26 protein-coding genes are annotated in these 23,139 nt (G+C 66.3%); 7 read left to right on the plus strand and 19 right to left on the minus strand.

Going from position 1 to position 23,139, the window contains the following annotated elements:
• Positions 1 to 230 precede the first annotated feature (230 nt).
• Positions 231 to 488: a hypothetical protein gene (locus IVW53_10735; GenBank protein MBF6606044.1), complete on the plus strand. Its 258-nt coding sequence runs from the start codon at positions 231 to 233 to the stop codon at positions 486 to 488.
• On the opposite strand, the gene IVW53_10740 is transcribed toward IVW53_10735, so the two are convergent.
• The gene (locus IVW53_10740) at positions 478 to 831 is read right to left on the minus strand and encodes a hypothetical protein (protein MBF6606045.1); all 354 of its coding nucleotides are present in this window, start codon (positions 829 to 831) and stop codon (positions 478 to 480) included. The genes IVW53_10735 and IVW53_10740 overlap by 11 nt on opposite strands.
• A gap of 60 nt (positions 832 to 891) precedes the next feature.
• On the opposite strand from IVW53_10740, the gene IVW53_10745 reads away from it, so the two are divergent.
• A complete protein-coding gene (locus IVW53_10745; GenBank protein ID MBF6606046.1) occupies positions 892 to 1,728 on the plus strand; it encodes an agmatinase family protein in 837 nt (278 codons plus the stop codon).
• A gap of 411 nt (positions 1,729 to 2,139) precedes the next feature.
• Positions 2,140 to 3,021 (plus strand): alpha/beta hydrolase, encoded by an 882-nt coding sequence (locus tag IVW53_10750; protein ID MBF6606047.1) that lies wholly within the window; start codon positions 2,140 to 2,142, stop codon positions 3,019 to 3,021.
• A gap of 68 nt (positions 3,022 to 3,089) precedes the next feature.
• Here the strand turns inward: IVW53_10750 and IVW53_10755 are convergent, their stop codons facing one another.
• From IVW53_10755 to IVW53_10840, 18 genes are all read right to left on the minus strand, one after another.
• Positions 3,090 to 4,331 carry a CoA transferase gene (locus tag IVW53_10755; GenBank protein MBF6606048.1) on the minus strand — a complete coding sequence of 414 codons (1,242 nt, stop codon included), beginning with the start codon at positions 4,329 to 4,331 and terminating at the stop codon, positions 3,090 to 3,092.
• 25 nt (positions 4,332 to 4,356) lie between these two features.
• A complete protein-coding gene (locus tag IVW53_10760; GenBank protein ID MBF6606049.1) occupies positions 4,357 to 5,397 on the minus strand; it encodes a LacI family DNA-binding transcriptional regulator in 1,041 nt (346 codons plus the stop codon).
• A gap of 77 nt (positions 5,398 to 5,474) precedes the next feature.
• On the minus strand, positions 5,475 to 6,506 hold the full coding sequence (locus IVW53_10765) for an alpha-ketoacid dehydrogenase subunit beta (protein ID MBF6606050.1): 1,032 nt from the start codon (positions 6,504 to 6,506) through the stop codon (positions 5,475 to 5,477).
• Complete coding sequence (locus IVW53_10770; protein ID MBF6606051.1) at positions 6,490 to 7,458, minus strand: thiamine pyrophosphate-dependent dehydrogenase E1 component subunit alpha; 969 nt, start codon at positions 7,456 to 7,458, stop codon at positions 6,490 to 6,492. Before IVW53_10770 ends, IVW53_10765 begins: the two co-directional genes overlap by 17 nt.
• Positions 7,455 to 8,756, minus strand: a complete 1,302-nt coding sequence (locus tag IVW53_10775; protein MBF6606052.1) for a CoA transferase — start codon at positions 8,754 to 8,756, stop codon at positions 7,455 to 7,457. The genes IVW53_10770 and IVW53_10775 overlap by 4 nt, the downstream gene beginning before the upstream one ends.
• Positions 8,753 to 9,235 carry a VOC family protein gene (locus IVW53_10780; protein MBF6606053.1) on the minus strand — a complete coding sequence of 161 codons (483 nt, stop codon included), beginning with the start codon at positions 9,233 to 9,235 and terminating at the stop codon, positions 8,753 to 8,755. Before IVW53_10780 ends, IVW53_10775 begins: the two co-directional genes overlap by 4 nt.
• A gap of 25 nt (positions 9,236 to 9,260) precedes the next feature.
• Positions 9,261 to 10,394 (minus strand): hypothetical protein, encoded by a 1,134-nt coding sequence (locus IVW53_10785; GenBank protein MBF6606054.1) that lies wholly within the window; start codon positions 10,392 to 10,394, stop codon positions 9,261 to 9,263.
• Positions 10,395 to 10,403: 9 nt separating this feature from the next.
• On the minus strand, positions 10,404 to 11,210 hold the full coding sequence (locus tag IVW53_10790; protein ID MBF6606055.1) for an SDR family oxidoreductase: 807 nt from the start codon (positions 11,208 to 11,210) through the stop codon (positions 10,404 to 10,406).
• Complete coding sequence (locus IVW53_10795) at positions 11,207 to 11,506, minus strand: muconolactone Delta-isomerase family protein (GenBank protein ID MBF6606056.1); 300 nt, start codon at positions 11,504 to 11,506, stop codon at positions 11,207 to 11,209. The genes IVW53_10790 and IVW53_10795 overlap by 4 nt, the downstream gene beginning before the upstream one ends.
• Positions 11,507 to 11,508: 2 nt before the next feature.
• A complete protein-coding gene (locus IVW53_10800; protein ID MBF6606057.1) occupies positions 11,509 to 12,552 on the minus strand; it encodes an aldose 1-epimerase family protein in 1,044 nt (347 codons plus the stop codon).
• Positions 12,549 to 13,376, minus strand: a complete 828-nt coding sequence (locus tag IVW53_10805) for a glucose 1-dehydrogenase (GenBank protein ID MBF6606058.1) — start codon at positions 13,374 to 13,376, stop codon at positions 12,549 to 12,551. The genes IVW53_10800 and IVW53_10805 overlap by 4 nt, the downstream gene beginning before the upstream one ends.
• Positions 13,376 to 14,254, minus strand: a complete 879-nt coding sequence (locus tag IVW53_10810; protein MBF6606059.1) for an SMP-30/gluconolactonase/LRE family protein — start codon at positions 14,252 to 14,254, stop codon at positions 13,376 to 13,378. Before IVW53_10810 ends, IVW53_10805 begins: the two co-directional genes overlap by 1 nt.
• 33 nt (positions 14,255 to 14,287) lie before the next feature.
• Positions 14,288 to 14,995 (minus strand): carbohydrate ABC transporter permease, encoded by a 708-nt coding sequence (locus IVW53_10815; protein ID MBF6606060.1) that lies wholly within the window; start codon positions 14,993 to 14,995, stop codon positions 14,288 to 14,290.
• Between the two features lie 122 nt (positions 14,996 to 15,117).
• Entirely contained in the window at positions 15,118 to 15,993 is an 876-nt protein-coding gene (locus tag IVW53_10820; protein MBF6606061.1) for a sugar ABC transporter permease, read from the minus strand.
• A 101-nt stretch (positions 15,994 to 16,094) separates the two neighbouring features.
• On the minus strand, positions 16,095 to 17,336 hold the full coding sequence (locus IVW53_10825; protein MBF6606062.1) for an extracellular solute-binding protein: 1,242 nt from the start codon (positions 17,334 to 17,336) through the stop codon (positions 16,095 to 16,097).
• A gap of 372 nt (positions 17,337 to 17,708) precedes the next feature.
• Positions 17,709 to 18,185, minus strand: a complete 477-nt coding sequence (locus IVW53_10830) for a hypothetical protein (protein ID MBF6606063.1) — start codon at positions 18,183 to 18,185, stop codon at positions 17,709 to 17,711.
• 27 nt (positions 18,186 to 18,212) lie between these two features.
• On the minus strand, positions 18,213 to 19,352 hold the full coding sequence (locus tag IVW53_10835) for a hypothetical protein (GenBank protein MBF6606064.1): 1,140 nt from the start codon (positions 19,350 to 19,352) through the stop codon (positions 18,213 to 18,215).
• Positions 19,349 to 20,161, minus strand: coding sequence for an SDR family oxidoreductase (locus IVW53_10840; protein MBF6606065.1), 813 nt, complete (start codon positions 20,159 to 20,161; stop codon positions 19,349 to 19,351). Before IVW53_10840 ends, IVW53_10835 begins: the two co-directional genes overlap by 4 nt.
• A 184-nt stretch (positions 20,162 to 20,345) precedes the next feature.
• Here IVW53_10840 and IVW53_10845 point away from each other — a divergent pair, with 184 nt between their 5' ends.
• The 4 genes from IVW53_10845 to IVW53_10860 all read left to right on the plus strand — a co-directional run bounded on the left by IVW53_10845 (position 20,346) and on the right by IVW53_10860 (position 23,105).
• A complete protein-coding gene (locus tag IVW53_10845) occupies positions 20,346 to 20,588 on the plus strand; it encodes a biotin attachment protein (protein MBF6606066.1) in 243 nt (80 codons plus the stop codon).
• Positions 20,585 to 21,283, plus strand: coding sequence for a 2-oxo acid dehydrogenase subunit E2 (locus IVW53_10850; protein ID MBF6606067.1), 699 nt, complete (start codon positions 20,585 to 20,587; stop codon positions 21,281 to 21,283). The genes IVW53_10845 and IVW53_10850 overlap by 4 nt, the downstream gene beginning before the upstream one ends.
• A 152-nt stretch (positions 21,284 to 21,435) precedes the next feature.
• Complete coding sequence (locus tag IVW53_10855; protein MBF6606068.1) at positions 21,436 to 22,578, plus strand: hypothetical protein; 1,143 nt, start codon at positions 21,436 to 21,438, stop codon at positions 22,576 to 22,578.
• A complete protein-coding gene (locus IVW53_10860) occupies positions 22,575 to 23,105 on the plus strand; it encodes a MaoC family dehydratase (protein MBF6606069.1) in 531 nt (176 codons plus the stop codon). The genes IVW53_10855 and IVW53_10860 overlap by 4 nt, the downstream gene beginning before the upstream one ends.
• Positions 23,106 to 23,139: the final 34 nt, after the last annotated feature.

A 23,139-nucleotide genomic window follows, 5' to 3' on the forward strand; every position in this document is an offset into this window, starting at 1 on the left:
GTACATCCGGACCGGGTCGTCGATCCCGATCATGTCCGCGGAGAGCGCCTCGAGCCCCTCGGGGGGCGCGCTGCGAGCTCCCTCGCGTCGAGCCTGAGCTGCCGGTCGCGAGAATCCTCGATCATCGTCGCCCTCCGGCGGATCGCCTCCGCGGCGGTCCCCGCCTCGGCCACCACCGGGAACCCCTCCCGATCGTGGGCTGCGGACGCGCTGGGCGCAACCCCGCACCCGTGCAGGCCAGCGACGATGCGCCGCTCCGTGGCCTCGACCCGATCCCGGGCCGGCGACCCTGGCGCGAGCGCGAGCCGCGCGGCGCGTTCCCAGCGGATCTGTCACCGGAGCAGCTCGCTGGGGCGGTGCTCTGCCGGCACCGAGTGGACCGACATCCGGGCTCGCGCCTCTGCGGCGCCCCGGGGCAGGGCACGAGCCGGGTGGCCCACCCTGGCTCCGGCCGCGAGATCGTCGTCACCGGCCGCATCAACAGGTGACGTGCAGGACGGCCGCCACGTCCCCCGGATCGGCCGCCTGGAGCAACCGGCAGGCCACCTCCGTCGGCTCGGCGACGATCTCCACCCCGCGCCGGCGGGCCTCCTCGTACAGCTCGGGCATGATCGGCAACTGACCGGAGACTCCCGTCCCGATGATGAGCCGCCGGGCTGACCACGGGATCGCCTCGCCGGCCGAGAGCGGCGTGTGGCCATACCGGTCCCGGTAGGCCCGCGACACTCCCTTCTTGCGACGCCGCACGACGCCGCCTTCAAGCACGACATCGTGCTCGAAGCGCCGCCCACCGATCTCGATGAGCCCGAATGAGATGAGCCTGGCGTCCATCGCGACCTCCCGCGACCATCATCCCGCGAGGCGGCCGATGCGGGGCTCGTCATCCTCGCGGTGTGTGCCGGACTGCAGCTCCTGGGCCATCGCTATGTCTCCGAGATGTTCCTGCCGTACCTCCGTGATTTCGACATCAACGTCTTCGACGAGTTCCACCTCGCCGACGTCGGGGATGTCCCGATGATCCCCGCCGATGCCGCGCGCTGTCGGTCCTACATCGAGAAGTACGTCGACGAGGTCCTCGCCGCCGGCGCCATGCCGATCTGCATCGGTGGCGACCACTCCATCCCGATCCCGATCGGGGCGGCACTTTCAAAGCGGATCACGGGCAAGTTCGGCTACATCCACTTCGACGCTCACATCGACTGCCAGCCGAACTTCGCGGGCGAGCGCTTCACGAATTGGTCGCACGTCGCTCGGATGATCGAGCTGCACAACTGCGACCCGAAGAACGTGGCGATCGTCGGCGCGCGGGGTGCGCTCAATCCACCCGAGCAATGGGAGTTCGCACGCGAGAACGGGATCCGGATCTATCGGATGAACGAGATCGAGGATCGGGGCATCCGAGAGGTCGTCAATGAGGCACTCGACATCGTCACGGACGGCACGGACGCCTTCTACTGCAGCCTCGACTCGGACGTCGTCGACGCCTCGGCGATGCCGGGGACGGACGCTCCGGAGCCAGGTGGGCTCACCTCCCACGAGATCCTCCGCGCGTGCGAGCTCATCGGGGCTCGGAAGCCCGCGGTCCTCGATATCGTCGAGCTGATTCCGGCCTATGACAACCCCGCCATGATTTCGCTCCGCCTCGCGGGGTACATGATCATGCACCTACTCGGAGGCATGGCAACCGGTGGTGAGCGGGTCCGCACGAAGATACGCGAAGGGATCTGACCTCCCTCCCGGCAGCGGGCGAGCACGCTCACGGCCGACGGCCCTCGCCCGACGTCCCTCCTGGATCCCACGGACGTTGCGCGATGAGCGGCGTGGGCGTGGCAGCGCGGGGGACCCAGTTCAGGTTGGGGATTCCCTCGCCCCCTCCGATCGGAAGTCCTCATTGAACGACCGTCGACGAGTAGGCGATCGCGGATCGCTGAGAAGAGGGTGGCCTAATGTGCCTGCGTCGGCGATGATCCGGGGACGATGGAGGCGGATGGGGTGATGGGCTTGGTACTGGCGTCCTGACCGACGCAGCCCGGCCAGCGCTGAGACTCACAGCTGACGTCTCGATTTCGCGTGCACCGCAAGCCGCGGCCGATCCAAGTTCTGCTCCACCCGTTCACAATCTGCTTACGAGGATGCCTGGTGCTCGTCGACATTCCCGCGCGCCTGGACGGCCGGGTGGCCCGTGACGGGATCGGGATCCACTACCAGGTCTTTGGTGATGGAGAGCAGACGATCCTCCTGCTCCCGAATTGGACGATCGTCCACTCCGACTTCTGGCGTCTGCAGGTTCCGTACTTCTCCAGTCGCTACACGGTGGTGGCGTTTGACGCTCGCGGCAATGGGGCGTCCGATCGACCGGTCGAACCTGGCGCCTATGCTGATGCCGAGGGAGCGGAGGATGCCGCGGCTGTCCTTGACGCGGTCGGGGTGGAGCGTGCGGCGATCATGTCAGTCTCCGCGGGAGCTAACTGGGCGGCATTGCTCGCAGCCAACCACCCAGATCGGGTGGCTGGCGCCGTCTTCATCGGATCGAGCCTACCGGTTGCGCCGAACAGTCCAGCGCGGACCGCCGCAATCGCGACATTCGATGAGCCCCGGACCTCACACGAGGGCTGGGGGAAATGGAACCGCCACTACTGGAATCAGGATTGGTGGGGCTTTCTTGATTTTTTCATGCACCAGTGCTTCACGGAGCCGAACTCGGAGAGCTACGTCCGCCACTTCGTCGAGATGGGCCTCCAGACCACCCCTGAGATCGTGGCCGCGACGATCGACGCGCCGAGCCTCGATAGGGACGAAGCGCGACGGGTCGCGTCTGCGATCGCCTGTCCCGTCCTCGTGATCCACGGCGATTCCGATGCGATTGCCCCTCTCGAGAAGGGCATTGAGCTCGCCCGCCTGACGCGAGCTGGGCTCCACGTGCTGTCAGGGGCAGGACATGAACCGGAGTTGCGCCAAGCAGACCACACAAATCAGCTCATCGAGCTTTTCCTTGAGCGAACGTGGCCGACCCGGGGCTGATGACGACCATCGTCGCCCGCCGAATCAGAAGCTCCACGGGGGTCGGTCGCCGGTGCCAGTGAGCGAGCTCACGCCACGATCCGGGCGTCACGCAGGATGGCGAGCTCGGCTCTCGACATTCCCAAGATGCTCGTAAGGATCTCATCCGTGTGCTCGCCAAGGATCGGTGCGCGACGGACGGCTCGTTGACTCCCCGTGATCCGCAGAGGCGACGCCGGCATCCGATAACGGCCGACACCCGGGTGTTCGACCTCCGCGAACATGCTATTCGCAAGTGAAGCTCGTGGGTCGTGTGCGACCATCTCGCTGATCGTTTGGTAGGGCGCCCAGGTTGCGTGGTGTTTCGTGAGGCACTCGCGGATCTCTGAGAGATCACGGTCCGCGAACCACGGAGCCAGGAGTCCCACGATCCGCTCGCGGGCCGCGTACCGATCGCTCTCGGTTCGGAGGTCGAGACCCATCGCGCGTTCAAGCGCCTCCATGGGCTCGATCGTCGCCGTCGCACGGACCAGGGCCGTCCATTGGCGAGGCGTGATCGCGACGACCATGAGCCGTTGCCCGTCGCGAGTGGAGAAATCGTGTCCGAAGGCCCCATACAGATGGTTCCCCTCACGCTCTTCTTGCGCGGCGCCTAGTTCCGATGCGGCGAACCGACCGAGGTTGGCGACCATGGCAAGAGCGACATCCGAGAGCGCGATCTCGATGAGTCGGCCGCGGCCCGTCCTGAAGCGACTGCGCTCGCCAGCGAGGAGGGCGACCGCAGCCAAGGTCCCCGTGGCGATGTCCCAAGCGGGTAGGACCGAGTTGATCGGACCATCCGCGTCCGGAGGCCCGGTCAACCATGGATATCCGGTCGCGGCATTGACCGTGTAGTCCACCTGGCTCGTACCATCTGGATCACCAGTCACGGAGACCATGATGAGATCCGGTCGGACTGCCCGCAGCGCCTCGTACGCGAGTGGGCCACGAGCCGGCAAATTCGTCAAGAAGAGCCCTCCTCCTTCGCCCGGCGCCGTTGCGAGTCGAGCTGCGATCCGTTGGCCCTCCTCGCTGGCGAGATCGAGCGCAACGGAGCGTTTACCCTTGTTCAAACCCGACCAGTAGAGGCTCTGGCCGCCAAGAGCGAGCGGCCAGCGACGATAGTCGATGCCACCACCAGGGGGATCGACGCGGATGACGTCAGCGCCTAGCTGGGCCAAAGTCATCCCGCCCAGCGGTGCGGCTACAAAAGCCGACACCTCAATCACTCGCATGCCATCGAGGATTCCGATCGGAGGGGCGTCGGGCCGGGGATCTCTCTCATCGGACATCGCCATTCGACTCCGCGCCGCTGCCCTAGACGGACAGATCCGGCCGCGGAGGCGGCCCGGTCGATGCCCGCACCACGACCACGGGTTCGTCCTCGATCATGCGGTCCTCGACCGATCCACCTTCGACTGCGCGGAGAAGCATTCGGACCGCCTCCTGGCCCATCCGGAAGTTCGCCATCCGGATCGTCGTCAACGGCGGCGACATGTGGGCCGCCAACGCATGGTCATTGAACGCGATGAGGGAGATGTCGCTCGGGATCTGGAATCCCGCTTCCCGAATACCGGCGAGGACCCCCATTGCCTCGAGAAGACTCGCCGCGAAGATTCCGGTCGGGCGGTCATTCGGCGGCACTGCGAGGAGTCGAGCGATCGCGTCGCGCCCGCCCTCCTCGGTCGGCGGTGCCTTGACCACCCAGGCGCTTGCAACCTCGAGACCGCCCTGCCCCATCGCCCGACGGTACCCGCGTTCGCGTCGCCGGGCGGTATCAGTATCCGCGTCGAGTCCCACAAACGCGATCCGTTGGTGCCCCAACTCGATGAGGTGGCGGACGGCCTTGACGCTACCGACTTCGTCGTTGACCACGACTGAGCCGTGGATGCCGACGGTCCGGCGGTTGACGAGCACGAGCGGCAGCGCCCGCTCCGCCAGTTGGGCGACGAATTGGTCATCAAGTGTCGCGAAGGCGACGATCAGGCCGTCGACTCTTCCGTCGGAGATCAAGCGCGCGTAGTGCTCTTCGCTTTCGCCGCCGATCCGTCGGAGCGCGTTCGCCTCGACAACCATGACCAACTTGCCCGCCTCAGCGGCTGCGGCCTGGATCCCATGGATGACCTCGCTAAACCCCACGTTGTCGAGGCTCGGGATAACGAGACCGATCGTGTCGGTGCGTCGAGTTCGGAGTCCGCGAGCCAGAGCGTTTGGTCGATACTGGAGCGCCCGCGCGGCACCAAGGATGCGTTCGCGCGTGTCATCGCGGACGGCCTGACGCGGATCGCCTCGCAGAACGCGCGAGACCGTCGACGGGTCGACCTCGGCGAGACGAGCAACATCCTTCAGATTTGGCATCGAACTTCGCTCCGAGCGGGAGCGGTCATCGTTGCGTCCTGACCTTCACCTGCGAAGAGCCGGCGCGCTCCGGCCGCCTAGCCATGACGACATAATGCCTGCGCTGCGGCTTCGATAGCCACGGCACTCGGCACGATCTCGTCCTCGAGCGGTGGGCTATACGGGATAAGCAGGTGCCCCGGAAGGCTGATTGCCTGTGGGGCGGCCCGCCACACGACACCACCGGAGGCCAGCAGCGAGATGATCGTCGCGCCCCATCCGCCGGCATGAACCTGCTCCTCGACGACGAGCAGTCGGCCGGTGCGGTCGACCGAATGGCGAATCGTGGGCAGGTCGAGTGGCCTGATCCAGCGCAGGTCGATGACCTCGGCCTCGACGCCTGCGGCGGCGAGCTCGTCGGCGGCCATAAGCGCTCGCTCGACCATCAGCAATGTGGCAACGATCGTCACGTCACCACCCTCGCGGAGGACCGCCGCTCGACCAATCTCAGCGACCGAGCCCCGCTCCACCGGACCCTTTCTGGCATAGAGCCCCTTGTGCTCGTGAAAGATGACCGGGTTGTCGTCCCGGATCGCGGCCCGGAGCAGGCTGTAGGCAGAGCCGGGTGTCGCGGCGGTCACCACCCGCAGGCCCGGCAAACCCATGAACCAGCTCTCGCCCGTCGCCGAGTGTTGCGTGCCGAAGCGACCCGTCGCGCCGGAGACTGAGCGGATGGTCACCGGGACAGAGCATTTCCCGCCGCTCATGAAGCGGTACTTGGGGAGCTCGTTGACGATGGCATCGGCGGCGGTCGGCAGGAAGTCGCTGAACATGAATTCGACGACTGGACGGAGCCCCATGAGGCTCATCCCGAGGGCCACCCCGGTGAACCCGTTCTCGCAGATCGGAGTGTTGATCACGCGCTCGGGTCCGAACCGCTCGAAGAGCCCGACATTCGTCTTGAACACGCCGCCGTCGCTCGCGACGTCTTCCCCCATCAGGACGACGGCCGCATTCGTCGCCATCTCGTCGAGCAGAGCCGCGTTGATTGCCTCGCGGTAGGTGAGCTCCACCGTCTCGGCTACCCGGACGTCCGCATCGCGCGCGCTTGGGTCAATCTGCGTAGACATAACGCGCGGTCTCCTCCAGGTTCGGATACGGGGCCGCCAAGGCCCGCTCAGCAGCAGCGTCGATGTCCCGCTGGACCTCGGTGGATAGGGCCGCCTGCGCATCGCTTGTGAGGGTCCCCTCGGCCGCCAGCCGCCTGCCGAGGATAGCGATCGGATCTCGCGCCTGCCAGTGCTCGAGCTCGCCGTCGGGCCGGTACTTGGCCGGGTCCGACCGGCTGTGCCCGCGGTACCGGTAGGTCTTCATCTCGAGGAGCGAGGGCCCGTCGCCGGCCCGGGCCCGCTCGACCGCAACGGCGACCGCCGCGCGGACGACCTCCACGTCCTGCCCGTCCACGATCGTCCCCGGGATCCCGAACGGGTCCGCCCGACGGGCAAGGTCGTCGATGGGAGTGGTTGCCCGAAGGGGCGTGTACTCCCCGTACAGATTGTTCTCGATGATGAATACAACCGGGGCAGACCAGACGGCGGCCATGTTCAGTGCTTCGTGGAAGGTCCCAATGTTGGTGGCCCCGTCGCCGAAGAACGTGAGCGCGACGCGAGCTTGGCCTTGGAGCTTGAAGGCCATCGCGGCCCCGACCGCGATCGGCAGGCCGGCCGCCACAATCGCGTTCGAACCGATGTTGCCCATGGAGAAGTCAACGAGGTGCATTGAGCCCCCGACGCCGCCCGAGCCGCCAGTCCGGCGGCCCATGAGCTCGGCGAAGGCCGTCTCCGGGGCCATCCCACGCGCGAGCGCCTGGCCGTGGCCGCGATAGGTGTTCGTGAGGACGTCGTCTGGGCGCATCGCGGCGATGGCGCCGACCGAGACTGCCTCCTGGCCCTGACAGAGGTGGGTGGTGCCCTGGATATGGCCACCCATGAACAATTCCTGGACCTTCTCCTCGAAGCGCCGGATCTCGAGCATCCGGCGATACCAGGCGGGTCGTGGATCGGCGTCCGTCTGAGCGCTCATGCCTCACCTCCGTTGGGACGAGTCGAAGTCATCGTGTCTGGGCCACCGATCACTCCGGCCGAGCGCCAACGTTCGAGTTCCGCGTCAGAATGCCCGAGCTCGTCACCGAGGATCTCCTGATTGTGCTCGCCCAGTTCGCCGCCGAGATATCGCACCTTGCCGGGCGTGTCCACGAGGCGCGGGATCGCGTTCTGGATCCGAACCCGGCCAAGCTTCGGATCATCGACCGTCGTGATCGTCTCGCGGGCCTGGTACTGCGGATCCTCGAAGATGTCGGCGATCGAGTAGATCGGTCCGATCACGGCCTCGGCGGCCTCGAAGGTAGCCATCACCTCGGCGCCCGTGTGCTGTGCGATCCAGCCACCGATGAGGAGGTCAAGCTCCTTCTGGTGCAGGATCCGGCCCGTGTGGTCCGCGAACCATGGTTCTGAAGCAACCTCGGGGTGGCCGACGAGCTTCATCACACGCTCCGCGATCGACTGCGAGCTCGCCGACATCCCGAGCCAACGTCCATCGCTGGCCCGATATGCGTTCCGCGGGGCCGTCCACTCGGTGCTACTACCGGTCCGCCCCTGCACCACCCCGAGCTGGTCGTACACGAGCGCCTGCGGCCCAAGAATCCAGAACAGTGGCTCATAGATCGCTAGGTCGATCACCTGCCCCGGCGCATGGTGTATGTCGCGGTGGTAGATCGCAAACATGGTCGCGAACGTCCCGAAAAGGGAGGCGACGCCGTCCCCGAGCGCGAACGGCGGGAGTGTTGGTGGACCGTCCGGCTGACCGTTGATGTGAGCGTATCCGCTGATCGATTCGGCGACCGTCCCGAACCCTGGCCGCGGACTGTACGGGCCCGTCTGACCGAACCCGCTCGTGCGCACCATCACGAGTCTCGGGTTGATGGCGTGCAGCACGTCCGGGCCCAGGCCCCATCGCTCGAAGGTTCCCGGACGAAAGCTTTCAATCAGGACGTCGGCGTCGGCGATCAGCTCCTTGAGCAGGGCGGCGCCCTCGGGCGTGCTCAGGTTGAGCGACACCAAGCGCTTGTTGCGGCTGACAAACGCCCACCAGAGCGAGACGCCGTTCTTCTGCCAGCCGAGCGTTCGCAGGGCATCACCCCGAGGATGCTCAACCTTGATGACGTCCGCGCCGAAGTCCCCGAGAAGAGTCCCGATAACCGGGCCGGCAAAAAGCACGCCGGCATCGATGACCCGGAGACCGCTCAGCGGGCCCGGCGAGGCAGGATCGGCGCCGGGCGTCGTCCGAGGCCTGGGCTGGGCGCCTGACGACTCGTCCGTCATCGCGCCTCCTCGGAAGCATAGTCGCTGAACGACTGTTTCGTTTGGATGAGCTCGACGCGAATCCCGTCCGGGTCGATCATGTAGACGGCGCGTCCCCCCTTGTTCGGTCCGATCGTCGGAGTCACCGGCGCGGAAACGGACTCCACGCCTTTCGCGACGAGGTCCGCGTACAGCGCGTCGAGGTCGTCCACGAAATAGGCGGTATGCGCGGTCCCCGGATTCGCGGTCCGGGTGTCGACAGGCATCCGCTCGACATTCCGGTACTCGAGGAGCTCAAGAAAGACCTCGGAATCGGGGGGTCGCAGGATCGCCGCGTGAAGATCCACTTCAGGGTAGCCGACGAGCTCGCCGATGTAGGGGGCCTGCGGGTTCCAGGCGAACACGACCTCGAACCCGAGCACGTCCCGATAGAACGCCACGGACCGCTCCAGGTCGCGCACCTGAAGCCCGGTGTGATGTGGTCGAGTGATCGCGGCCATCAGGACGAGGTGCTCCCTTCAGGGTTCATAGGTCGTCGAGAAGGCCGTCCGGATCGACCACGGTCTGCGTGGCAATCCAGGCCGGATCCACAAGGCGACCGAAGCCGGGCGACTCGGGCAAGGGATCCATCAACCCATCTCGGACCACGGGCTGGGCGAGGCTGTCGTCCATCGGATGGACGCCGGTGCCCGGGATCCCCCACTCGATCGGAGACTCTGTATGTCCGAGGGCGCCCAGGACCTGGGAGTGGATGTGCGGGTACATGTGAGGCGACAGGAATTTGCCGGCCGCCGCGACCGCCGCGGCGATCGGACGCAAGCGGGTGATCCCACCGTTGGTCGTGGCATCCACCCGATTGACATCGACCGCGTCGTACTTCAGGAGCGCCTGCGGATGGTACGAGCCGCCCTGCTCGTCGCCCATCGCGACCGGCGTTGCGATCCCCTTTCGGATCTCGGCGACCATCGCCGCATCGCCGGGCGGGACGATGTCCTCAAACCAGCCGATGTTCAAACCATCGAGTCGCCTTCCGAAGGCGACCGCGTCGGCTGCCGTCTTGTGCAGGAAGTTCGCATCGATCCCAAGCCACGCCTCGGGGAACGCCTCGCGGGCTGCACGCAGACGTTCGATGGAACCATCCTGGGTCGGGGCGATCGGCAGCTTGAACCGGCGCCAACCTCTGTCCCACAGGCCGGCCATCTGGGCGACGGTCGCCTCTGCGGAGATCGACGGCGGGTAGCCGACGATCGCGGTCGCGGGCATCCGCTCACGACCACCGCCGAGAAAGGCCGCGATGGACTGACCAGCCGCCCGGGCGGCGAGGTCCCATGCGGCGAGATCCACGAGCGACAGGGCCCGCATCCCGATGCCTGCTGCGTGCACGGCGTTGTTCGCCCAGAGCGCCTTGAAGAACAGTCGCTCCGGATCGTCGAGCGGTTCGGCAACGTAGGCCGGAGCGATCGTCCGGTCGACGATCGCCGCAAGCGGGCCATCCCGCGTCAGGCAATACGCGAAGCCGCGCAGCCCGCTCTCCGCGTCGATTCGGACGAGGGCAAACTCGCGATGGCGCATGACCCATGTGCCGAAATGGATCGGCACCTCGAGGGTGTGGATGATCGTCGCCACCCGAATGCGGGTGATCCGGTCGAGGTCGGCCATCGTGTCCCCCTACGCCGTCAAGTAGCCGTCGTCGCACATCAGCGTGTGCCCGGTGACGAGCTCGGAGGCATCGCTCGCGAGAAAGATCGCCGCACCGATCAGCTCGCGCGGTAGACCCAACCGTGGGCGGAGCATCCGCGCCTTGATGAAATCCGCGGTCAGGGACGTCCGCTGGGCCGCCTCGCGAGTCAGGGGGGAGTCCATCAGGGTTGGGCCGATGGCGTTGACGCGAACCCCCCGGTCGCGCCATTCGAGAGCCAGGCCGCGCGTGATCCCGAGCACCCCACCCTTCGAGGCAAGGTACGCGCTCGCCCATGGATATCCGACAAAGGACCCGATCGAGCCGAGGTTGATGATGCTGCCCGAGCCTTGACCCAGCATCTTCCGGCCGAATGCCTGGCAGCACAGGTAGGTGCCCTTGAGGTTCAGCTCCACGATGAAGTCGAATCGGTCCTCCGGGAACTCCTCGGCGGGCGAGCGATAGGCCGTGCCCGCGCTGTTGACGAGGATATCGACCCTACCGAGTTCGGCGACCACCGAGTCGGCGAGGGCATCGACCTCGGGTTTGGACGTGACGTTCAGCCGGCGAACGTGGGCCGTACCACCCTGCTCGCTGATGGTCGCTGCCGTGGCCTCGACGCCCTCTTCGTTGATGTCGGCCAGGACGACCGTCACTCCGGCCTGGGCGTACCCGATCGAGATCGCTGCGCCCAGTCCGCTGCCGGCGCCGGTGACAACCGCGACCCGGTCGCGCAGGTCGAACAGTGAGCCGACGAATCCGGCGGGAATCGCCAGATCGTCGTCAGGAAAGCTCATCGTGGATCTCCAGGCTCGGGATGGGGATCGTTGGGATGGGCGGCAAGGGGATGAACCTCGACCGACAACCACGGGTAGAAGGGGAGCGAGGCGATGGCCGCGTGCAGCTCCGTCGAGTTGGGCGCCACCCACAGGCCCCAGTTCGCCCGCCGTCCCGGGATGCGCCACAGGCGGCTGATGATCCCGGCCTCGCCCAGCTCGCGCGCGCGGGTACGCTCGGCAGTAGTCAGCCGCTGAAGCTCGTTGGGATCGCCATCGGCTGGCCATCGGACTTCGATGTGCACGAGGAACTCCATGGTCAGGCTCCCAGTTCCAGCTGGTTCACGGCGGGCCCGATCGCGGCGCGCAGCGTGACCCCGAACGCGCGACGAGCGCCCGGAGCGAGCTCATCCAGCGGCGCGGCTTCGCGTTCGGCGACGCGCCCGAACAGTGCGCAGTTCGCCGGCTCGATGCCCGTCACGTAGATGCCCTCGGCGAGCATCCGCCACTGCCACAGACGAGGCAGCGACCGTCGGTCGTATTCGACCGCGACACCGATCCCGCCGCTCGGCTCGAACCCTTCGTTGATGATCCCCACCCGGACGCGATCCGGGCTCGATGCCGCCAGACGATGCTCGAAGACCTGCACCGGGAAGCCCGGCGTCGGGGGCGCGAACCGGTCATGGTCGGGCTCAGCGGCCCGTGAGACGTCGTCCCAGCCGACAACCTCCGCTGGCGGAGCGAACAGACGAGATGTGGCAGCCACGACCGGGTGGCCGACGTTGATGTGGTAAAGGACAAACACGGGCGCAGGAAGGTAACCACGATTCTCGATCTCATCGCTGAGCTCGATCCGTGGATCACCGACCGGGAATCGGAGCGTTCGATGGAGTACAAGGTCGACGCCGTAGACGGTGGTCTCGCGAACCTCTCCGCGGACGACCACGGCCAGGCCTCGTTCGTCTTCCTCGGTGTCGACCGTCACGTTGCGAGCCGGCAGGTTCGAGACTCTACCGTGGAGGCCATGATGCTCATCGCCGTCGCGGACAGCCGAGCCAACGTTTTGGAGGCCCGCCGTGAAGAGCAGGCCGCCGTGGAACGAGCGCAACCAGACATCGTCGCGGAAATAGGACGGGTGGACGATTCCCGTCGGCGACTGCCAGGCGAGCGGATATCCGGAGCACCAGGCCTGACCGATGTCCAGGCCCCGGTCTGCGATCACCAGCGCGTGGATCCCACCGGCGACGCGGACATCGATCGCGCGGACGCCGTCTTCAGCGCCGTCGCCGAGTCTTACCAACCGGCCACTCGCAATCTGCCCGAGGTCACCGAGCTCCGGGCGCGGGGCGGGTGCAGTGCTCATTTGCTCAGCCAAGGGGGCGTCACGTAGTCGTCCCAGGCAGCCCCTTTGCCGGCATCGACCGGCACCGCTGCGCCGGTGATCCCCGTCGCAAGCGGTGATACGAGGAAGGCGATCGCGGCGGCGATGTCGCGCGAGGTCAGGACCCGCCCGAGCGGATGTTTGGAGGCGAAGGATTCCAGCACGGCGGCGCCGTCGGGCAGCGTCGCCAGACGTCCCTCGAGGAGGGGGGTCAAGGTGACGCTCGGGCAGACCGCGTTGACGGTGATCGCCTCCCGGGCGAGGTCCAGGGCTGCGGCCCGGGCAAGATTGAGGAGGGCGCCTTTGGACGTACAGTAGGACGCCATTCCTGGTTCGGCCTGAAGACCATCAAGGCTCGACAGCACGACTAGCGCTCCGTGGCCACGTCGGCGCATCTGGGGCACCGCCTCGCGAATGACCAGGAAGGCGCCTCGGACGTTGACGGCCATGACCTTGTCGAAGTGCGCGACCGACGTCGCGTCGATGGGCTGGTAGTCGCCGAGGATCCCGGCGCAGGCGATCGCGATGTCGACATCACCAAGGTCGGTGTGGGTGGTCTCAAAGGCTCGCCGGACGTCGTCCTCGGATGCAGAATCGCCTTCGACCGCGACCGCGCGTCGTCCTGTTGCGCGGATGAGTTTGGCCACGCCTTCCGCTGCACGGGGCGTGATGTCAAAGATCGCGACATCGGCGCCGAGGTCGGCAAGAGTCAACGCTGTTTCGCGGCCGATGCCAGACCCGCCCCCGGTGACCAGGGCGATGGAACCGTCCAGACGGAGACCCGGGAATGGCGTTCGATCCGCCATCAGCCGATCTTCCCAGGATGGAGCGGCTGACCGGTTCTTCCGAGCGCGATCCGCCAGAGCGCCCCGCCGAACGACGGGTCCGCGCTATCGGCCGGAACGCCGGCGTCGGTCATGTACAGGTTCTCGCCGTCGAAGGCGCAGTTGGTTGCCGCGTTTCCGCACGCGATGAATTCATCCACGGTGCCGTCGGGCTGCAGGACGTGGATGCCCGCGGCCGTGATGTCGGTCACGTACAAGCGCCCATCCGCGCCGATCTTCATACCGTCCAGGATCGGGTTCGCGCCGGGCAGCTTACCGAGATCCTCGATGTCCGTCGAACCTGTGCGCAGCCGTCGAACATGCCCAGTGTAGGACTCGTCCCAGACAATTGACCCATCCCTCTCGATCGCCAGTCCATTGGGGAAGACCGGGGCCGGGAAGGCGATGATGACATGGCCAGTCCCGTCCGGCTCGAGCGCGAAGATGTAGCTTGGATCGGGTGCTGCCGGGTTGTAGGTCCCGGGATCCGTGAAATACAGGCGCCCGTCCGCCCCGAACACGAGGTCGTTGGGTCCGTTGAGCTTGATGCCCTCGATCTCCGTGATCAGGACCTCAGCCGATCCCCCCTCATGATCGACCCGCTGAATCGACGGAACACTCATCTCGGCCGCCCGCCACGGCCCCACCGTCCCGCCGTTCTGGCAGACGTAGAGCGCGCCATCGGAGCCAAGGACGCTCGAGTTCGGCGCCCCCGCTGTGTATGCGTAGCGCCCGACTCCGTCGGGACTCCAGACCGTCAGCTGGCTACGGTAGCTCTCGACGAAGACGACCCGACCATCTGGCAGAACCGTCGGCCCCTCCGGCCAGCCGAGTCCGCTGGCGACCTGCTCGATGTGCATCGTGGCCTCCCGAAATGACGGTGCGATTGGTCGTCAGCGGATCGCGCCGGACGTGATCCCGCGCACGATGTAGCGCTGGATGAACAGGGAGAAAATGAAGATCGGAATGATGGTGACGATCCCGACGGCGGCAGCGATATTCCAGTCGATCGGGCGGTCGGCACTGACCAACGTCGCTGCTCCGAGCGTCACGGTCTGGAGATCACGCGAGTTAATGACAAAGAGCGCGACGAGGAACTCGTTCCACACGAAGATGGCACCGAAAATCGCCGCGACGATCAATCCTGGGCGCACGATTGGCAGCATCACCCGCAGGAGTAGTTGGGCTCGGCCGCAACCGTCCACTCGAGCCGCGTCGTCGATCTCCATCGGCACTTCGTCAAAGAAGCCAATCATGATCCAGACGACGAGCGGGAGGGTGAAGGCCACATACGGCAGCACCAGTCCCACATAGGAGTCCTCCTGGTGGAGAAACGTGACCATCAGGAAGATGGGGATGGCGACCGCGACTCCAGGCATGAACCGGAAGCTGAGGATCGTGGACGCCCATGTGTCTCTTCCTCGGAAGCGAAGCCGGGAGAACGCATAGGCGGCCGGCGTTCCGACGATCAGGCCAACGAGGGTCGCGATGCCCACCACGATGATCGAGTTCCCGACGAACGCGAGCATCCCCTGGGTCCCGATCACTTCGGTGTAGTTCCTGACGATCGTCGACCAGTCGAAGCTCAGGGTCGGTGGCACGTCTGAGGCGATCTCGATCCGTGTCTTCAATGACAGGATGAGGAGGTACGCGAATGGGCCGAGGGCGACGATCGCGATGAGCGCGAGCACAACGTACGCAGCCACCCGCCCGACGACGTGTCTCATGCGCCCTCCTGCCCGCGCAAGCGGACGAAACGGAGGGTCACCGTGGAGAGGACGATCAGGACGACGACCATCACGTAGGCGATCGCCGCCGAATACCCGTACTGCTGAAAGTCGAATCCGGTCTGGTAGGTCAGAAAGCTCAACGTCGTTGTTGTGCGAGCTGGTCCTCCATAGGTCAGGCCATAGACGAGGTCGAACGAGCGAAAAGCGTCGATGGCCCGAAAGATGGCCGCAAACGCAATCGCCGGCGCGAGGAGCGGCAGCGTGATGTACCGGAAGGTCGCCCACCGGCCAGCGCCGTCAACTTGGACGGCCTCAAACACATGCTCGGGTAGCGCCTGCAGCCGGGCGTACACGACGAGGAATACAAATGGGGTCCATTGCCAGGTGTCCGCGATCACCAGCGTGCGGATGGCCCAATCCGTCGAACCCAACCAGTTGATGGGCGGCAGACCGAGCCGTCCGATGGCCCAATTGACGATGCCCCAGTCGGGGTTGAGCATCGCCCTCCACATGACTCCCACGACGATGGGGGTCAAGAGCATCGGCAGGATGAGCGCTCCGCGTACCAGCCAGGAGCCCCGCAGGCGCTGGTTGAAGAAGAGGGCGAGTCCAACGCCAAGAACAACTTGCAGGACGACAGCCGACCCCACCATCACTGCGGTGGTCCGTGCCGCGTTCCAGAAAAACGGATCATTGAAGACCGCGACGTAGTTGTCGAAACCGACCCAGTGGCCCGAGTCTTTCGCAATGCCCAGGTCGGTGAACGAAAGCCGCAGACTGTAGAGCAGCGGAAAAACCGAGAATGCGAACAGGTAGATGAGGCATGGACCGAGCAGGAGCAGGACGTCGCGCGTGTTACGCGAGACCAAACGCGACGTCCTGCCCCCCCTTTCGGTCACAGGAAGACGACCTACCCTGCCGGTCACCTGAACAGTCGCAGGCGCTCTCGGGCGGCCGTAGTTTTCGTCGATCAGACGAGAACGCCGGCCTTGCGGAGCGAGGCTTCCCAGAGCGTCTGGACGTTGGCACAGGCCGTCTTGGCGTCCTGCGCACCGATGAGCGCCTTGTTGAATTCGACGTTCATCGACGCGTTCATCCCGAAGAAGTCGGCGAGGATAGACGTCTCGATGGTGTGGGCCCCGGCGTTCGCCGCGCCGGAGATCGGCAGATAGGGCAGCTTGGCGATCAGGGTCGGATCGTTGTAGGTCGAATTCCGGCTCGGGTCGATCTGGTACTGCAACTCCTCGTAGTTGTTGAACGACTTGCTCGTCATCCATGTGAGCGCCCGCCAGGCGGCTGCCTTCTTCGTCGGGTCGGCGTTCGCTGGAATCCCGACCCCCCAGCCACCGAGGATCGCCTGCGACGTCTGACCTGGCGCGGCTGGGACCGGGGTGACGCCGGTCATCGTGGCGACCTTGGAAGTGGCCGGGTTGTACACCGGCCCGGCGATCGTGGACCAGAAGACCATCTGGGCGATCTTGCCGGAGGAGAACGCATCCACGTTCTCCGGGAAGCCATACGAAGTCACGTTCGTCGGCGCATACGGCAGCAAGTCGATGAGCATCTGGAGCGCGCCGACCGCCTCGGGACTGTTGAGGTTGGGCTTGAAGTCCTTGGTCGCCGGGCTGCCGGTCAGGAGGACGCCGCCCGTGGTGAGGAACGTCGTGTACCAGGAGACGGTGGCCAAGGAGAAGTCGTTGGCGCCGATGAAACTGCAGCCTGCCACTTGGCCCGGCTTGTTCAGGGCCTTCGCCGCCGCCTTGAAATCGTCCCACGTCTTGGCCGGCTGAAGACCCGCCGCGTCGAAGAGATCCTTCCGGTAGAAGTAGACGACCGAGCCGCTGTGCAAACCAGGAATGCCGTAGAGATTGGTCCCTTTGCCGAGCGTCTTGGTCGTCGGATCGAAGATTCCGACGTTGTTGAGGTTCGCCGTCGCGAAGTCCGAGAAGTCCCAGTCTGGCGGCGTCTCCGCGGGATCATCCTTGTATTTGTTGAGCTGCTCGAACGAGCCGTTCGACAGGTAGCCTGTGGTGAGGAAACCCAGATAGTTGACGAGTTCGAACGCAGACTGCGATGCAGCGAGCTCCTGACCCGTCTTTGGGATGAGAGCGTTGAGGGCGGGCGCGCTGATCGTGAGGTCAATGCCCGTTTCGGTCTTGAGTTGGGCGACTTTGTCTCCGAGGGCCCGGTGGTCGTTCTCGCTACCGGTCATCAAGATGCTTACCTTGGTACCGGCATACTTCATCGGGTCGAAGGTCCCGCCAGCCGACGATGCCGCGGGGCTCGATCCGGCGGCCGATGGCCCGCTCGAGCTTGCGGCGGCCGATGGGGCCGCAGTCGCGGCCGAGCCGCAGGCAGCCAGGATTGCGCTGATCGCGCCGCCGGAGAGGCCAAGGATGGTCGCCCGTCGGACAAATTCACGCCGACTGATCCGGCCGGCGAGCAGACCCTGGACAGCCGCCGAGACGGCGCCGTCGCCCCTCGGCGTGGCTTCCTGGTTCACGGCGTTCCTCCTCTACGACGAGCCCTGCAAGACCGCATGGTCCTGCTCGCGCCGCACCGTACTAGACGGGACCAACGATTGTCAACAATCCTTTGTTCCGACTCCACGGCAGGCCACCCGGCGTTCTTCCTCGATGGCGGCCACTTCCTCACCGCGCTGGTTTCGACCGACGATTCGGCGACGGACGACACCTCCTCGACCATCCGCCAAGGGCACACCAGAGAGGATGACCGACTCCGCCCGCAGGGTGTCGCCGGCAAAGACGGGGCCCGCGAGGCGGATTGAGATCCAGCCCCAGGACCGGCCGAGGACCGCATCCGCAGGCGGCCACTCGATCGGTTCCGCTAAGCCCGCCACCACGGCGACGGTGAGGGCACCGAGGACGACCGGTTGGCCATAAGCGGTCGTCCGAGCGTAGTCGGCATTGGCGTGCAGGTCGCTCGCGTTGTTCGAGACCATCGCGAGCCATACGTGCTCGTCGGAGCCGATCGTCCGACCCCCAGGGTGCTCGATCGTGAGACCGGGCTGAGCGTCCTCGAACGACCATCTCGAGATCATGGCCCGAGCGTTCGGCACGGCCAACGATTACAGGCCTCGGAGGATCCCATCGGGATCATCATGAGGTTGAGAGCGGATCCACTCCGGGTCGACGAGGTGGCCGAACCCGGGTGCCTCGGGTAACGCTGCCATCCGCCCGCCTACCTCGATGGTCGGCTGGGGCAACGGGTCGTCCATCGGGTGGACCCCCGTGAACGGGATCCCCCACTCGATCGGCGCGTCGGCGTAACCGAGGCCGGCAAGGACCTGGCTGTGGACGTGGGGGAACATGTGCGGGGCGAATGCCAGCCCCGCCGCGAGGACCTGGTCGATGATCCGTCGGCCTCGGGTGATCCCGCCCATGCAGGTGAAATCGACCCGGACCACGTCGACGGCCGCCTCGGTGATCAGCGCCTCCGGGTAGTAGATGCCTCCCTGCTCATCACCCGTGGCGATCGGCGTCGCGGTGAGCTCACGCAGACGGCGCAGCTGCCCGGCATCTCCCGGTGGGAAGACATCCTCGAACCAACCCAGGTTGACGTCGGCGATCGAGTTGACGAACGCGGCTGCGACTCCAACATCGTCATACACCCATGCGGCGTCGAGGCCGAGCCAGGCATCCGGGGCTGCGGCGCGAGCGGCCCGAAGTCGGGCGGCCGTCCGCTCGGGAGTGGCCGCGATCGGCGCCTTGAACCGCCGCCAGCCCGACGCGTAGAGCTCGGCAGTCTGGGCGCCCGTCTCCTCCGGCCCCATCGTGGCTGGGGGATAGCCGATGATCGCCGTTACCGGCATCGGTCGATTCGCGCCACCGAGCAGCCCGGCGATCGAGAGGTCAGCCGCCTTCGCAGCCAAGTCCCATGAGGCGAGGTCGACGATCGACAGGGCGCGAAGCCCGATCCCGGCCGCATGGGACGCGAGACTGCGTCGCCAGGCGACCGTGAACGTCCTCTCCTGCTCGCCGACGGCTGTCCCGACGTACATGCGCGCGATCGTCTTGCGGATCTGCTCGGCAACGGCACCGTCCCGGGTCAGCGTGTAGGCGTAGCCGCGCAGCCCAGCTGTGGAGGTCACTCGAACGAGGGCGAATTCGCGATAGTTCATGATCCACTCGCCAAAGACGACCGGCGCGGGGAGTTGCGCCTGAATCGTCATCACCTCGACGGCATCGATCGTGTCGGTTCCGCTCATCGGTCGCCACCAGCACTCGAGGCCCAGGCCCCCTGGGCCATGAAGCCGCCGTCGACGCTGAGGTACTCGCCAGTGATGAAGCTTGCCCGGTCGCCGGCGAGGAAGAGGACAGCCTCGGCGATATCCTCAGGGCGACCGATGCGTCCAAGGGGGTGGACCGATCCGTAGCGCTTCACATTGGCCTCGATGTCCCCGCCTTCAGCCCGAGCCAGATCGCGGACCAACTCGGTATCGATGGTGCCCGGGCAGATGGCCACGACGCGGATGCCCTCCGCAGCGTAATCGAGGGCCATGTTCCGTGTCAGCGAGAGAATGCCGCCTTTGCTGGCCGCGTAGGCGGGCACGCCGGGCATCGACTGAAGGCCCTGCACGCTCGACATGTTGACCACAACGCCGCCCCGCCCGGTTTCGCGGATCCGCGGGAGAGCGTATTTGGACATGAGGAACACCCCCTTGAGGTTAACCCCGATGATCCGGTCCCAGACCTCCTCGGGCATGTCCTCAAGCCGGAAGTACCAATGAGTCGGCTGGATCCCCGCGTTGTTGACGAGGATGTCGAGCCGGCCGAGATGCGCGACCGTCTGGCTGACAATCCGCTCGGCATCCGTCGCCGAGGCGACGTCTCCGACCACCGCGACGACGCGGGCGCCCGTCGCCCCGAGCTCGGCGGCCAAGGCCTCGGCTGCGGGCCCATCGACATCTGCGATCGCTACCCGAGCCCCGGCTGCGGCGAACGCCCAAACGATCCCGCGCCCGATGCCGAGCGCGCCGCCGGTGACGAGCACCGCTCTGCCATCGAAGTCGCCCATGTCATCCGCCCTCGGTTAGATCTCCTCGACCTGACTGTACCGAACGTACCTGATTGAACAAACGATTGTCAATCCGGACATGAACGGCTTCACCGCGACACCGGAGGGTTGCGGGGCACAATCGTTTGTTGTACGTTTCGCTGCGACTTCGGCCGGGTAGGGCGGCCGTCCCAGGAGGTGGTCGATGCGCGTCCCGATCGAGATGCCCCAGCTTGGCTACGACATGTCCACCGGGCGGATCGCGTCATGGCTGAAGGCGGTCGGAGACAAGGTTCAGCGGGGTGAGCCGATCGCCGAGATCGAGACGGAGAAGTCGACTGTCGAGATGGAGGCCCTCGCCAGCGGCATCCTCGTAGAGATCATCCACGACGCTGGCAGCGAGGTCCCCGTCGGGGAGGTCATCGGCCAGCTCGAGACGGAGGAATGAGCGCTGGTTGGCACGCCGTCGCCCTGAGTCCGATGCGCGCGGCGATCGCTCGCCGGATGGTCCACAGCAAGCAGGTCGCACCGCACTTCTACGTGAGCGTCGAGGTCGACATGACCGCCGTCCTGGAGTCTGCGGCTCGGCGCAACGCGGGACACGCCCCCGACGAGCGGGTGACCGTCACGGCCTATCTGCTCCGAGCGTTGGCGATGAGCCTGGCCAGCCATCGGGCGTTCAATGCGATCTGGGCAGATGACGAGCTCCGGCTTGTCGACGCCATCAACATCGGCGTCGCCATCGCCCTCGACGACGGCCTCATTGCGCCAGCCCTCCTCGATTGCACGGATCGATCCGTGGCAGCCCTCGCCATTGGTCTCCGCGATCTGACCCAGCGGGCGCGCTCTGGACGACTTCGGCCGGCGGAGATCAATGACGCCACGTTCACCCTCAGCAATCTCGGGATGTACCCGATCTCGGGCTTCACCGCGATCATCACGCCGCCGCAGGTCGCGATCCTGGCGACCGCTCGGATCGAGCCGCGAGCGGTCGTCATCGGCGGCGCGGTCGGGATCCGGCCGATGCTAACCGCCACTCTCTCGGCCGATCACCGAGCGCTGGACGGCGCTTCCGCGGCAGCCTTCCTCGCCGATCTCCGGGCCGCCCTCGAAGCCGCCGCGGAATGGCAGGATCCGGCGTGACGAGCGATCGGCGGTCGCTCGAGGACCACATCAGGGAGGCCACTCGGCGTCAGGAAGCGGGCTCCTCCGCGCTGACTGGCCGTCGGGTGGCCCTCCCTCTCCGCTTTTGGCGCCAGGCGGCGCATTTCACGACGCCGGCAGGCGACGAGGCGATGGGCCGCAAGGCGATCGAGGGCGGCACCGAGCCGATGGCGCGGATCCTCGAGCGGATGGGATTGACCGGCGGCAACCTGGCCGAACGCCTGGAGACCGACCGGGGAGAAGTCGAGCGACTTCTGGCGACACCGCGGCGGGCGCCGCTTGTCATGCTCGACGGGGAAGACGCCCAGGCCCTCCGCAACGACGTCGTGGCTCAGGGACTCGCCAATGCGGCGAACCTCGTCGCCGGGGCAGATTGGACGGGCGATGGCCCGGCGACACTCCGCTTCTTCCGACCGCCCGGCTTTGCCCTCGGCACGACAGTGCACGATCTGTATAGCGTCATGTGGCAGATTGCCGACGCCTCGCCACCGGGACGATACGCGCTGGACGGAATCGTCTTTCCCAAGCTCGAGCATCCAGAAGAAGTCGGCCTGCTGTACGACATCCTCGACCAGGGGGAGGCAGCTCTCGGCCTGGCGCAGGGAACGATCCGTGTTGCCTTTCTGATCGAGTCCGGGTGGGCCGTCGCCCGGTTGGCAGAGATCGCCGTCCGTGCCGCGTCGCGCGCCTGCGCGCTTATCTTCGGGCTGGCCGACTACTCGGCTGACCTCGGCCTGCCCGCGATCTCGACCGACCACGCCCTGGCAAGCTGGGCGCGGGGGGAGATCGTGGCCGTCGCCGGCGCCTTGGGAGTGCCGGCGATAGACGGAATGACGCTCGACTACCCGGTCAGCGACCCGGCGCTCGATGCCGCCGCCAACCGCGAACGATTTCTCGTCCGGATGCGGCTTGTCTATGACGACGCGATCCAGGCCCGCGATCTCGGCATGACCGGCAAGTGGGTCGGCCACCCGGCCCAATTGTTCGCCGTCCTGCTGGCGTTCGATGCCGCCTTCGCACCGGCAACCCTCGAGGTCGAGGCGGCCAAACTTGACGCCTACCGGGCAGCGGTCAACGAAGGCCGCGGCGCAACTATCATCGAGGGCATCATGTCTGATCGGGCGACCGATCGCCACGCCCGGGTACTCCTGCGCCGCGCTACAGCCCATGGCCGGTTCGCACCCGGCCGGGCCTTCGAGCTCGGTGTAATCGACCGCGATGAGCTGGCCGAACTCAAGAGCGCGTCGATCCTTGGGGGCACGTCTGGATCATGAGAATCGACTGGGAGGGGCGCTTCCTCGAGGACTTCACCGTCGGTGACGTCTACCGTCACGTCAACGGGCGGACGATCAGCGAGACCGATAACACGTGGTTCACCCTGCTGACGAGCAATACCCACCAGATCCACGTGAATGCCGATTACGCCGCGCGAACCGAGTTCGGGCGCCCCCTTGTCGTGAGCACCCTGACCTTGGCGATCGTCACGGGACTGAGCGTGGCTGACGTGAGCCAGAATGCCGTGGCCAATCTGGGTTGGGACAACATCAAGCTGACGTCGCCGGTGTTCGCGGGCGACACCCTGTATGCCTCGAGCGAAGTCCTCGAAGTGCGGCCTTCTCGCTCTCGACCGGGTCAGGGGATCGTCCGAGTCCGGACCCGTGGCTTCAACCAGCGCAATGAGACGGTCATCGAATTCGAGCGATCTGTCCTCGTCTATGCGCGCGCGGCTCGGCCTGAGAGACGGGTCGAGACCGACCGCGATGTCGCATCGCCCGAGCCGCCGAACCCTCTCGACCCGTAGTCAGGTTATCCGCACCGGGTCGCCGGAATTCACC

The organism is Chloroflexota bacterium, from assembly GCA_015478725.1.
In the GTDB taxonomy this organism is placed as follows: domain Bacteria; phylum Chloroflexota; class Limnocylindria; order Limnocylindrales; family CSP1-4; genus C-114.